Origin of the sequence: Avibacterium endocarditidis, assembly GCF_965138825.1 — a bacterium.
Taxonomy (GTDB): Bacteria; Pseudomonadota; Gammaproteobacteria; order Enterobacterales; family Pasteurellaceae; genus Avibacterium; species Avibacterium endocarditidis.
Map to the genome: position 1 here is coordinate 24106 of NZ_CBCSDH010000008.1, position 12424 is coordinate 36529.

General features: G+C 41.2%; 16 protein-coding genes. 15 read left to right on the forward strand and 1 reads right to left on the reverse strand.

The annotated features are described in order from the left end of the window. Window positions 1–25: 25 nt before the first annotated feature. The 15 genes from rhuM to hda all read left to right on the forward strand — a co-directional run bounded on the left by rhuM (window position 26) and on the right by hda (window position 11819). Window positions 26–1015, forward strand: a complete 990-nt coding sequence (gene rhuM / locus ACNAV8_RS06080) for a RhuM family protein (RefSeq protein WP_415777390.1) — start codon at window positions 26–28, stop codon at window positions 1013–1015. A gap of 41 nt (window positions 1016–1056) precedes the next feature. Then, window positions 1057–2112, forward strand: coding sequence for a histidinol-phosphate transaminase (gene hisC / locus ACNAV8_RS06085; protein ID WP_103855211.1), 1056 nt, complete (start codon window positions 1057–1059; stop codon window positions 2110–2112). Further along, the gene (gene tnpA / locus ACNAV8_RS06090) at window positions 2113–2565 is read left to right on the forward strand and encodes an IS200/IS605 family transposase (RefSeq protein WP_415777391.1); all 453 of its coding nucleotides are present in this window, start codon (window positions 2113–2115) and stop codon (window positions 2563–2565) included. It abuts the gene before it with no gap. 230 nt (window positions 2566–2795) lie between these two features. After that, on the forward strand, window positions 2796–3890 hold the full coding sequence (hisB, locus tag ACNAV8_RS06095; protein WP_103855212.1) for a bifunctional histidinol-phosphatase/imidazoleglycerol-phosphate dehydratase HisB: 1095 nt from the start codon (window positions 2796–2798) through the stop codon (window positions 3888–3890). An 87-nt stretch (window positions 3891–3977) separates the two neighbouring features. Further along, window positions 3978–4511, forward strand: a complete 534-nt coding sequence (locus ACNAV8_RS06100; protein WP_415777392.1) for a hypothetical protein — start codon at window positions 3978–3980, stop codon at window positions 4509–4511. A 43-nt stretch (window positions 4512–4554) separates the two neighbouring features. Continuing rightward, a complete protein-coding gene (locus ACNAV8_RS06105; RefSeq protein WP_103855213.1) occupies window positions 4555–5088 on the forward strand; it encodes a hypothetical protein in 534 nt (177 codons plus the stop codon). Between the two features lie 52 nt (window positions 5089–5140). Further along, window positions 5141–5734 carry an imidazole glycerol phosphate synthase subunit HisH gene (hisH, locus tag ACNAV8_RS06110; RefSeq protein WP_103855214.1) on the forward strand — a complete coding sequence of 198 codons (594 nt, stop codon included), beginning with the start codon at window positions 5141–5143 and terminating at the stop codon, window positions 5732–5734. Next, window positions 5734–6228: a protein disulfide oxidoreductase gene (locus ACNAV8_RS06115; RefSeq protein WP_103855215.1), complete on the forward strand. Its 495-nt coding sequence runs from the start codon at window positions 5734–5736 to the stop codon at window positions 6226–6228. The genes hisH and ACNAV8_RS06115 overlap by 1 nt, the downstream gene beginning before the upstream one ends. Before the next feature lie 23 nt (window positions 6229–6251). Further along, window positions 6252–7001, forward strand: a complete 750-nt coding sequence (gene hisA, locus ACNAV8_RS06120; protein ID WP_110479089.1) for a 1-(5-phosphoribosyl)-5-[(5-phosphoribosylamino)methylideneamino]imidazole-4-carboxamide isomerase — start codon at window positions 6252–6254, stop codon at window positions 6999–7001. Then, a complete protein-coding gene (gene hisF / locus ACNAV8_RS06125) occupies window positions 6983–7756 on the forward strand; it encodes an imidazole glycerol phosphate synthase subunit HisF (protein WP_103855217.1) in 774 nt (257 codons plus the stop codon). Before hisA ends, hisF begins: the two co-directional genes overlap by 19 nt. A gap of 8 nt (window positions 7757–7764) precedes the next feature. Further along, the gene (gene hisIE, locus ACNAV8_RS06130; RefSeq protein ID WP_103855218.1) at window positions 7765–8391 is read left to right on the forward strand and encodes a bifunctional phosphoribosyl-AMP cyclohydrolase/phosphoribosyl-ATP diphosphatase HisIE; all 627 of its coding nucleotides are present in this window, start codon (window positions 7765–7767) and stop codon (window positions 8389–8391) included. Between the two features lie 9 nt (window positions 8392–8400). After that, on the forward strand, window positions 8401–8904 hold the full coding sequence (locus tag ACNAV8_RS06135) for a chorismate--pyruvate lyase family protein (protein ID WP_415777393.1): 504 nt from the start codon (window positions 8401–8403) through the stop codon (window positions 8902–8904). Window positions 8905–9043: 139 nt separating this feature from the next. After that, window positions 9044–9670, forward strand: coding sequence for a uracil phosphoribosyltransferase (upp, locus tag ACNAV8_RS06140; RefSeq protein WP_103854208.1), 627 nt, complete (start codon window positions 9044–9046; stop codon window positions 9668–9670). 99 nt (window positions 9671–9769) lie between these two features. Beyond that, entirely contained in the window at window positions 9770–11023 is a 1254-nt protein-coding gene (locus ACNAV8_RS06145) for a nucleobase:cation symporter-2 family protein (protein WP_415777394.1), read from the forward strand. 88 nt (window positions 11024–11111) lie between these two features. Beyond that, window positions 11112–11819 (forward strand): DnaA regulatory inactivator Hda, encoded by a 708-nt coding sequence (hda, locus tag ACNAV8_RS06150; RefSeq protein ID WP_415777412.1) that lies wholly within the window; start codon window positions 11112–11114, stop codon window positions 11817–11819. Window positions 11820–11860: 41 nt separating this feature from the next. On the opposite strand, the gene ACNAV8_RS06155 is transcribed toward hda, so the two are convergent. After that, the gene (locus ACNAV8_RS06155; RefSeq protein ID WP_146256870.1) at window positions 11861–12415 is read right to left on the reverse strand and encodes a hypothetical protein; all 555 of its coding nucleotides are present in this window, start codon (window positions 12413–12415) and stop codon (window positions 11861–11863) included. Window positions 12416–12424 lie beyond the last annotated feature (9 nt).

A 12424-nucleotide genomic window follows, 5' to 3' on the forward strand; every position in this document is an offset into this window, starting at 1 on the left:
TATACAGTTAAATATCGGAGAGAATATGCAAAATCAAATTGAAATCTATCAATCGCAAGATGGTTCAACACAAGTCGAGGTGCAATTTAATCAAGATACCGTTTGGCTTAGCTTACAACAGATGGCGGATATATTCGGGCGTGATAAATCCGTTATTTCACGACATCTACGCAACATTTTTAAAGAAGGCGAGTTAGATCCAATATCAACTGTTGCAAAAAATGCAACAGTTCAAAAAGAAGGCAATAGGTTAGTAGAACGTAATATTGAGTTCTATAATCTTGATGTCATCATTTCTGTAGGCTACCGAGTTAATTCAAAAGCAGGGACGCAATTTCGTATCTGGGCAACCCAACGCCTTAAAGAATATCTTGTTCAAGGTTATACGCTGAACCAAAAACGTTTAACAGAAAAGGGCGTAGAATTTAGCCAAGTGATCGCCTTACTGGATCGCACATTAAGCAACCAAACCTTAGTGAATGAGGAAGGAAAAGCCGTGCTTAATGTCGTACAGGAATATGCACGCAGCTGGAGCTTATTACAGGCTTATGACGAACAAAGCCTAAATTCTAAACAGCAAAAACAAAATGAAATGCGTCCATTATTAATACAAGATGTAGAAAAAGCGATTGCACAATTAAAGCAAACGCTCATTGAAAAAGGAGAAGCCACGCCACTCTTCGCCAACCCACGCAATGACGGATTAATTTCTGCCATAAATACTATCGAACAAGGTTTTGGTGATGAGCTGTTTTATCCAAATATCGCCAGCCGTGCTGCTCATTTGTTGTATTTCATCATTAAAAACCACCCTTTAACTGATGGCAACAAACGAACGGGAGCGTTTCTATTCCTTTGGTATTTGAGATTAAATCAGCATTTGCTTGCCAAGTCAGTAGAACAATTAATTAACGATAATACACTCGTTGCACTGGCATTATTAGTCGCGGAAAGTTTACCCGAACAAAAAGAATTAATGATAAAACTGATCGAACATTTTATTTTGCTTAAATAAAAGTGCGGTCAAAAAAACAAAAATTTTTAGAGAGAACAAAAATGACAATCACAACCTTATCACGCAAAAACATTCAAGCACTCACGCCCTATCAATCCGCGCGCCGTTTAGGGGGGAGTGGTGATGTGTGGCTGAATGCCAATGAATATCCGCTTTCACCAGATTTCAATTTAACCCAGCATCAATTTAACCGCTACCCCGAAGCTCAGCCCGAAAACGTGGTGAAGGCTTATGCTACCTATGCGGGTGTTCAGCCTGAAAACGTGCTGATTACGCGTGGGGGCGATGAGGGAATTGAGCTGATTATCCGTGCCTTTTGCGAAAATGGCGACAGCGTGCTGTACTGCCCGCCAACCTATGGAATGTATGCGGTGAGTGCAGAAACCTGTGGTATCACAGCAAAAACCGTGCCATTAACGGCAGATTTTCAGTTAGATTTAGCCAATATTGCAAATAATCTTGCCAAGGTGAAAGTGATTTTCGTCTGTAGCCCAAATAACCCCACTGGCAATCTTTTACGCCGTGCGGATTTAATCCAATTACTAGAAATGACCAAAAACCACGCGATCGTAGTGGTGGACGAAGCCTATATTGAGTTTTGCCCTGAAAGCACGATGGTGCAAATGCTGACAAGCTACCCACATCTTGCCATCATTCGCACCCTCTCTAAAGCCTTCGCTTTAGCGGGCTTGCGTTGTGGCTTCACGCTAGCAAATGCGGAACTTATCGGCGTATTGCAAAAAGTCATCGCCCCTTACCCAATCCCCGTACCCGTTTCAGATCTCGCAGCTCAAGCCTTATCTGAACAAGGTTTATACCAAATGCAAGCACAAGTAGAGCTGGTGAAATCGCAACGCCAATTCTTGATTAACGCACTGCAAGCCCTGCCTCAAGTGGAACGCATTTTTACCAGCGAAGCCAACTATCTTTTAGTGAAATTTAAAAATGGACAAAAGATATTCGAAACCCTGTGGGATCAAGGTATTATTTTACGCAATCAAAACAATGCCTTAGGGTTAGAAAACTGCATTCGCATTACAGTGGGAACGGCAGAGGAAAACTTGCGGGTGGTTGAGGCGATAAAGGTGCTAGATTAAATGAGTTATACCAAACTTTTTTACCATATTATTTTTCGCACAATGCAGAGTGTTCCTGCAATTTGTGAAAATTATGAAAAAGAACTTTATCATTATATTTGGGCTTTTTGTCAGCAAAAACATTGTGTTTTACATCGTATAAATGGAATGCCCGATCATTTACATTTATTTGTAGAAATACACCCTAGTATTTCAGTAGCTAGTTTTGTAAAACAATTAAAAAATGCAACACATAAATGGATAGAAAAACACCCATACTTTTTTCCTGATTTTTATGCGTGGTCAAAAGGTTATTGTGCATTAAGCTATAACCAAAATGATAAAGATAAAATTATTAACTATATAAAAAATCAGAAAACTCATCATCAAAAAGAAATTTTTGATGATGAAATTAAGATATTACTCAATAAGCATAATATCAATATAACTGAATATTTCTACGATGATATTTAGCTCCAACTAGTACGAGCCGTACTAGGTTTACCAACTTAGCACCGTTGGTGCTAAAAGCCACAGCGTGGCTTTGCTTAACGAACCTATACGGCTCATATGGGAAACCCTCCTAGCACGAGCCGTACTAGGTTAATTAACTTAGCACCACTGGCGCTAAAAGCCACGGCGTGGCTTTGTTTAACTAACCCCATACGGCTCGTATGGGGAAAAATATAAAAAGGAAAAAAACAATGACACAACAATCAACCTTATTTATCGATCGTGATGGCACATTAATTGACGAGCCGAAAACGGATTTTCAAATTGACAGCTTGGAAAAGCTTAAATTTGAAAAAAACGTTATTCCCGCGTTGTTGAAACTGCAAAAGAAATATCGCTTTGTAATGGTTTCTAACCAAGATGGGCTTGGTACGGCTTCATTTCCGCAAGAGGATTTTGACAAACCACACAATGCGATGTTGGCAGTTTTTCGCTCACAAGGCATTGAATTTGATGATATTTTAATTTGTCCGCATAAACCTGAAGACAATTGCCAATGCCGTAAGCCAAAAACGAAATTGCTCAAAAAATATATTGAAAAACAGCTTTTTGATCCTGCCACCAGCTTTGTGATTGGCGATCGTGCCACTGATGTTCAGTTGGCGGAAAACTTGGGTATTCAAGCCCTGCAATATCATCCCGAAAAGTTGAATTGGGATTTGATCGCAGAAAAATTATTGGCTGAACCTGTTACCAATATCGGCGAACGCACGCCACGTTATGCCGAAGTGGAACGCAAAACCAAAGAAACGGACATCAAAGTGCAAGTGTGGCTAGATGAAACGGGCGTAAACCACATTCACACGGGCGTGGGATTTTTCGATCATATGCTCGACCAAATCGCTACTCACGGCGGTTTTAGAATGAACATCAGCTGTAAAGGGGACTTGCATATTGACGAACATCACACGGTGGAAGATACCGCTCTTGCACTCGGCACAGCATTAAAACAAGCCATCGGCGATAAACGTGGCATCGCCCGCTTTGGCTTTGTGTTGCCAATGGACGAGTGCAAAGCAGAATGTGCGTTGGATCTTTCTGGTCGCCCTTACTTCAAATTTAAAGCGAAATTCAAACGGGAAAAAGTAGGCGATTTCAGCACGGAAATGACCGAACATTTTTTCCAATCCCTTGCATTTACAATGCTCGCCACCTTACACTTAAAAACCAGTGGCGACAACGATCACCACAAAATCGAAAGCCTGTTCAAAGTGTTCGGACGCACCTTAAGACAAGCTATTCGCATTGAAGGGAATGAAATGCCGAGTAGTAAGGGTGTTCTGTAATGAATATTTTTAGTAAAGTGCGGTGGAATTTTACGAAATTTTTAAATATTTCCACTCTTAGTATTTTTATCCATTAAGGAGTAGCTTATGAAAAAACTTTTATTTGCGTTATTAGCCATTTCACTATCAGCTTGTCAAAGTACAGATTTATCAATTAAAGATAAATCTTATAATCCATCAACTGATGCTAGAGTACGTATTTTCGGACAAAATGGCAGACCAAGTTCGATGAAAGTTGAAATTAACGGTCAAATAGAAAAAATTACTGTTGGCAGTAGTGCAGGACAAGCAATGGCATCATTATTAGGAATGAAGGGCAATGAACCTATTGGTATGCCTGAAACTCCATTAAGCAAAGATCCTTCACAATTATCCAATATCGGATCTGGGGCATTTTTTAAAGAATTTGTCGTACCTGCTGGTAAAGAAATTACGGTAAAAAATTCAATTCAAACACCTCCTCATAAATTCGAAAATGTCGCAACAGGTATAACAACTATAACATATAAACATTGTTCAGGTAACGAAGTCACTTTTGTACCAGTTGCAGGTAAGGATTATGAAGTTGCACCTAGCTCTAATTTGGAACATTGCGGTGTTTTAGTTTATGAAATTAAATAAATTCTAGAATTAGCATAAAAATATTTAATATATAGGAGTTATTATGGAGCAACAATTAATTGATTTAGGAATAAAACTATCTGAGGCATTAGCCAAAAACACAGCATTAGCAATTAGCACTAAAATCAAAGCTATCAAGGCTAAAAAAAATGATAAAGAAACAATAAATGAATTAGAAGAAATTATTCAAGAATTAATATCTGATAAAAATGAATTACTGCAAATTTCTCAAGCATATCAGCAAGAGCTAATATCACAAAAAATAACTAAAGAGGATATAGAATATATAACGAAAGAGTTTATCCCAAAGATAAAAGAGATAAGTTCACACATTAATGACTTTGAGCAAGCTAGTGTAATAACAGAAATATTAACCCCATTAATATCTAAAGAAACTTTAACAATCCTACAATTACTAGGATTTAATTTTAGAAAAGGGATTGGAGAGCCTTTAACAGAATTATTAAGAAGTTTAATTCTATCTAAATCAATACCAGACCCAAATAAACAAATTGATTTACAATTAGAAATTCTGAAAAATCCATCTATCGCTAAAAATTTAAATAAAATTAAGTAGCTATTAATTAATTCAACACAATGTAACCACATTTATAATAGATTAGAAAACAATGCAAACCATTACTATCATCAACACAGGCTGCGCTAATCTTTCTTCGGTGAAATTTGCGTTTGAGCGCTTGGGCTATCAGGCGGAAATTACCGATGATTTAGCCAAAATTCAAAGTGCAGAAAAACTTATTTTACCGGGGGTGGGGACTGCGTCAGCCGCAATGCAAAGTATGCAATCTCGACACTTAATTGAAACAATTCAACAGCTCACTCAGCCTGTTTTAGGCATTTGCTTGGGAATGCAATTAATGACCGATTATTCAGCGGAGGGCGAGATCAGCACACTCAAGCTCATTCAAGGAAAAACGGAATTATTGCCAAACAAAGGCTTGCCGCTACCGCATATGGGCTGGAATAAGGTGCATTATCAGGATAATCACCCGCTCTTTAGCGATATTCCGCAAGACAGCTATTTCTATTTTGTGCATAGTTATGCCGTGTTGCCGAATGACAATACCATTGCCACTAGTGATTATGGCGTGCCATTTTCTGCGGCGATTGCAAGAAATAACTTCTACGGCGTGCAATTTCACCCTGAGCGTTCAGGCAAGGTAGGCGAACAATTATTGCGGAATTTTATGGAAAATCTGTAATGAATAAAATCAAAAGTGCGGTGAAAAATCTGCTCGTTTTTGCCCTATTGTTTAGCGCGATCTCTTTCGCAATGGATTATTGGCGGCGACCGAATGCCCCAGAAAATGCTTTGCAACAGACATTGCTTGCATTGAATGGGGAAAGCGTTCAGTTAGCTAAACTCAGCAAAGAGAAACCCGTCCTACTCTATTTTTGGGGCAGTTGGTGCAGTATTTGTCGCCTCACTTCACCCAGCATCGCTAGCCTCGCCAATGAGGGAGTGCAAGTGGTGAGCGTGGCGTTAAAATCAGGCAATGATCAGGCGGTACAAGACTATTTACAGCAACATCAATATAATTTTTTGACCGTAAATGATCCACAGGGATTGCTTTCCGCCCAATGGCACATTCAGGTTACGCCAAGTATTATCATTATTAAAAACGGTAAAATCGTTCACACTACCACAGGCTTAAGCAGCCCATGGGGCTTGAAATTACGTTTATGGCTTAGTTAATAAAAACAAAAGAGAACACAACAATGAAAAAAACATCACAAATTATCCCCGCACTTGACCTTATTGACGGTAAGGTTGTGCGGTTGTATCAAGGGGATTACGCCCAGCAGACCCAATATAGCGACAATCCCATCGCCCAATTTCAGCATTATTTATCGCAAGGGGCGAAACAACTCCATTTGGTGGATTTAACGGGGGCGAAAGATCCGAGCCAACGCCAAACTAAACTTATTGGCGAAATCATTGCCGCAACGCAAGCTCATATTCAAGTGGGCGGGGGCATTCGTACAGAACAAGATGTAGCAGATTTATTGCGTGTTGGGGCGAACCGTGTAGTCATTGGATCAACAGCGGTTAAGCAGCCTGAAATGGTGAAGCAATGGTTTCAAAAATATGGTGCAGAAAAATTCGTTTTAGCCTTAGACATTCATATCGTGGATGGTGAAAAACGCATCGCCATTCACGGCTGGCAAGAAACTAGCTCGCTCACTTTGGAGCAAGTGATTGAAGATTTCAGCCAAGTGGGATTACAGCACGTACTATGCACTGACATTTCTCGCGATGGCACATTGCAAGGCTCGAATGTGGCGTTATACCAAGAAATCTGCACCGCCTTTCCACAGATTGAATTTCAATCCTCAGGCGGCATTGGCTCGTTGGCAGACATTGCTGCGTTAAAAAACACGGGCGTGGCTGGCGTGATTGTGGGTCGTGCGTTACTAGAAGGAAAATTTGACGTGGCGGAGGCAATTCAATGTTGGCAAAACGCATAATCCCTTGTTTAGACGTTCGTGATGGGCAGGTTGTGAAAGGCGTGCAATTCCGCAACCACGAGATTATCGGCGATATTGTGCCGCTAGCAAAACGTTATGCGGAAGAAGGCGCGGACGAGTTGGTGTTTTATGACATCACCGCCTCGTCAGACGGCCGCACCGTAGATAAAAGCTGGGTGGAACGGGTTGCCAAAGAGATCAATATTCCATTCTGTGTGGCTGGGGGAATCAAGACTATTGCCGATGCAGAGCAAATTTTCACTTTTGGCGCGGATAAAATTTCCATAAATTCCCCCGCACTTGCCGATCCTGATTTAATCTCTCGCTTGGCGGATCGTTTTGGTGTACAAGCGATCGTGGTGGGAATTGACACTTGGTATGACGCAGCACAAGATAAATATTGGGTGAACCAATACACAGGAGATGAAAAACGCACCCGCCAAACAAACTGGCAAACCCTCGATTGGGTGCAAGAAGTGCAAAAACGCGGGGCAGGCGAAATCGTGCTAAATATGATGAATCAAGACGGCGTGCGTCAAGGCTATGATTTAGTTCAACTGAAAAAGGTGCGGGAAGTGTGCAACGTACCACTGATCGCTTCAGGAGGAGCGGGTGAAATAGTGCATTTCCGCGATGCCTTTATTGAAGCCAATGTGGACGGTGCATTAGCCGCAAGCGTGTTTCATAAGCGGATTATTGATATTGGCGAATTAAAACGTTATTTACGCAATAAAAAAATTGAAGTGAGAGGTTAAGGAATAAAATGAGCAATAAATTATTAACAGAACAAATTAATTGGCAAAAAGTGGGCGGTTTGCTCCCTGTTATCGTACAAAATGCAAACACTTGCGAAGTGTTAATGCTGGGCTATATGAATGCGGAAGCCCTTGAGAAAACCCTCTCGGAGCGGAAAGTTACCTTTTATTCACGCACCAAGCAACGCTTATGGACAAAGGGGGAAAGCTCAGGGCATTTCCTCAATGTGGTGGATATGAGCTTGGATTGTGATAATGATACCCTATTAATTCTTGCCGATCCAATTGGTGAAACTTGTCACACAGGGGCGGAAAGTTGCTTTCATCAATTTGAAAAATCAAGCGAGCCTGATTGGATCTTTTTTAGCAAATTAGAACGTTTGATTGCCAGCCGTAAAGGCGCTGATCCTGAAAGTTCTTACACCGCACATCTCTATGCACGAGGCACAAAACGCATTGCACAGAAAGTGGGGGAAGAAGGCGTGGAAACTGCGCTGGCGGCAACTGTGAAAGATCGCGAAGAAACCATTTGCGAGGCGGCGGATTTAGCCTATCATTTAACGGTGTTACTGCAAGATGCCGACTTGAGCTGGGCGGATATTATCGCGAAGCTGAAAGAACGTCATCAAAAATAAGTCTAAAAAATGGATTTTGAACGTTATCGTCAATTACTCGATCGCCCTGATTGGCAAACATCAGGGCATTTTGCTGCGCCTGAAATTGCCCAATGGGTGCAACATCAAGGCTCGCTAACGCAGAAATTACAGCAAGCCTGCCAGCAACTTCGCGTAGAAGTGATTTATCAAGGCTGGCAAGAAAACTTAAGCGAAAAAATTTCGCCAAAAAGTACCGCACTTGAGCAAATTTGGTTACGCGAAGTATTGCTGAAAGGCGATGGCACGCCGTGGATTTTTGCTCAAACGACACTTCCTCAAACCACCGTGCAGAATGTGGCGCAATATGTGCTTCAGCTGGGCGAACAGCCCATTGGTTTATGGTTATTTAAGCAACCTATGCAGCGTGTTTCGCTATATTGGCAGCAAGATCCTAAAACGGGGCTTTATGCGCGCTATTCTGATTTTGATCTCAAAGGCTATCCTTTACAAATCAAAGAGTTATTTCTCGCAGAGTTTCCTTTCCCTGCCTGATTTTTGCTTTATATAAAAAAATCAGTGAAAACGCACCGCACTTTTTTCACTGATTTTGCATAATTTCGCTGTTCATTTTCGTTACTTTGATTTAGAATTTGTCGATTTTATTTTTACGGGTCGAAATAAGGGGTTACAGATGAAAATTGTTGAAGTCAAACATCCATTAGTCAAACACAAACTCGGTTTAATGCGTGCCGCTGATGTTAGCACCAAAGATTTCCGTGAATTAGCCACGGAAGTGGGTAGCTTGCTTACTTATGAGGCAACGGCAGATTTAGAAACGGAAAAAGTCATCATTGATGGCTGGTGCGGCCCGGTGGAAGTGGATCGCATTAAAGGTAAAAAAGTAACCGTTGTGCCAATTCTGCGTGCTGGTCTAGGAATGATGGACGGCGTGTTAGAGCATATCCCAAGCGCAAGAATTAGCGTGGTGGGAATGTACCGTGATGAAGAAACTCTTCAACCTGTGCCTTACTTCCAAAAACTCGCCAGTGATTTAGAAGAACGCTTAGCGATCGTGGTCGATCCAATGCTGGCAACAGGCGGTTCAATGATTGCAACCATTGATTTATTAAAAGAAAAAGGCTGTAATCAAATCAAAGTTTTAGTGTTAGTGGCAGCTCCTGAAGGGATTGCTGCGTTAGAAAAAGCACACCCTGATGTAGAATTATACACTGCTTCTATCGATCAAAAATTAAATGAGCAAGGCTACATCATCCCGGGCTTGGGTGATGCAGGCGATAAGATTTTTGGCACAAAATAACCTTTTTTAGAAACGGCATTTATGCCGTTTTTTTCCGCGCGTTTTATGCAAATAAAGCGTTTTTTTAAAGTTAATTCAGACAGAGAGTTGAAACTTAAAATGACAAAAACCAATCCAAATGCACCTGTCGAGGTGGAAAGTAAAGCGAAGCAAGCTTTTGTCGGCTTGCAAATGTTGTTTGTGGCCTTTGGTGCGTTAGTGCTTGTGCCGTTAATTACCGGGCTAGATGCCAACACCGCCTTATTAACCGCTGGCGTGGGAACATTGCTTTTCCAATTATGCACAGGCAAACAAGTGCCAATTTTTCTGGCGTCTTCCTTTGCGTTTATTGCCCCAATCCAATATGGCGTGGCCACTTGGGGCATTGCGGTAACAATGGGCGGACTTGCCTGCACGGGTTTGGTGTATTTTGCACTGAGTACCTTAGTTAAATTAAGAGGCGCAGAAGCATTGCAAAAAGTGTTCCCGCCTGTGGTGGTTGGCCCTGTGATCATTATTATCGGTATGGGTTTAGCACCTGTGGCGGTGGATATGGCATTGGGCAAAAATTCTGCCTATGAATACAATGATGCAGTGCTCGTTTCAATGGTTACCTTGCTGACTACCCTTTCTGTTGCGGTGTTCGCGAAAGGCATTATGAAATTAATCCCGATTATGTTTGGGATCACCGCAGGTTATGTGCTGTGTTTATTTTTAGGTTTAATCAATTTCCAACCTGTACTAGACGCACCTTGGTTCAGTCTGCCAAATATCACCACACCAGAATTTAAACTGGAAGCGATTTTATATCTCTTACCTATCGCTATTGCCCCTGCCGTTGAACACGTTGGCGGGATTATGGCGATTAGCTCGGTAACAGGTAAAGATTTCCTAAAAAAACCAGGGTTACACCGCACTTTATTAGGTGATGGCGTGGCAACTACCGCCGCTTCATTATTAGGCGGCCCACCAAATACCACTTATGCCGAAGTAACAGGCGCGGTGATGCTCACCCGCAACTTCAATCCAAATATTATGACTTGGGCAGCCGTATGGGCGATTGCTATTTCTTTCTGTGGAAAAGTGGGGGCATTCCTTTCCACCATTCCAACCATCGTGATGGGCGGCATTATGATGTTGGTGTTCGGCTCGATTGCCGTGGTGGGAATGAGTACCTTAATCCGTGGTAAAGTTGATGTTACCGAAGCGCGCAATCTGTGCATTATTTCCGTGGTGATGACCTTTGGTATCGGTGGAATGTTCGTGAACTTCGGCGAAATTTCACTAAAAGGCATTAGTTTATGTGCGGTTGTGGCGATTATTCTTAACTTGATTTTACCGAAAGCGAAAGATCAGGTAGAAATTCAAGAATAAAATTCCACCAAATTCAACGCAGAAAATAGGGGTAGGCTTTATTTATCCCTATTTTTTTTGTATATTCTTACCGCACTTTAGTTTACGAATACATTGGTTATTAGATTTGCAGTTACCGCTTCCCATTCATCAAATTGATGAAGAAACTCTTGAGAATTTTTATGCCGACAATAATTTATTGTTGCTGGATTCCTTGCATAAAAATTTTGCAGATCCGAAACAGCAGTTTTTCTACGTTTGGGGATCGGAAAGTAGCGGAAAAACCCACTTGCTAAAAGCCTGCTCCAATGAATTTTTAGTGCAGCAACGCCCTTCTATTTATGTGCCATTGAGCAAATCGCAATATTTCTCCCCAGAAGTGCTGGAAAATTTAGAACAGCAAGATTTAGTTTGCCTAGATGATATTCAAGCAGTAATCGGTAATGATGAATGGGAACTAGCCATTTTTGACCTGATTAACCGTATGCGCGAACAAGGACGGGGCATTTTGCTCATCAGTGCTAATCAATCGCCAAACGCGCTTCCAGTGAAATTGCCTGACTTACGCTCACGTTTATCTTGGGGGGAAAGTTACCAGCTTGCACCTTTAGATGACGAGCAGAAAATCAAGGTGCTGCAACAAAAAGCCCATTCCCGTGGCATTGAACTGCCTGATGAAACCGCTAACTTTCTGCTTAAACGCCTTGATCGCGATATGCACACCCTATTCCGCGCGTTGGCAGATTTAGACAAAGCGTCTTTACAGGCGCAACGTAAACTCACCATTCCTTTCGTGAAAGAGATTTTACAGTTATAAAAAAGGAAGTAATCATACTTCCCTTTCATCTTTTAATCATTTTATCGACAAATTGTTTTTTTCAACATTTCTGAATTTTTTGTAATATTTTGTGTTGCCACTTGTTTACCGTATTTATTTTCTTCATCTTGTACTTGCTGGGCAAGTTTTTCATCTTGAATGTTAAATACTGGAGCATATTGCACATTTTCTGGCGCATTTTTAGAATAAATGGTTGCGCCTGCGATACTTGCATAATATTCATTATTGGCTTGATCAACGTAATAAGTGCGAGAATCTGTCAGATCCACGCCATAATGCGATTTAAACCCACGACAAATCCCTGCGCCAGATTTGAATACCGTGTGAGCAACACGATTTTCTCCAACTTCGTACACTTCAAACTCAATACTTTTTGCTAGCTTTTCTGCATCGCTCATTTTTTGAGGATTTAGTTGCTCTGATTGCCCGCTGACGTAGGTTTGACTTTCAGACTGACTTTCAGAAAAACGAAAAACTTCCACATAACCTGAAGGTTCTACCATTTCTTCGACTGCTATAGCAATATTGCTAATAAGACCACTCAAGATCGCTATCGTTACATTCAACTTTTTCATTTTTGTACC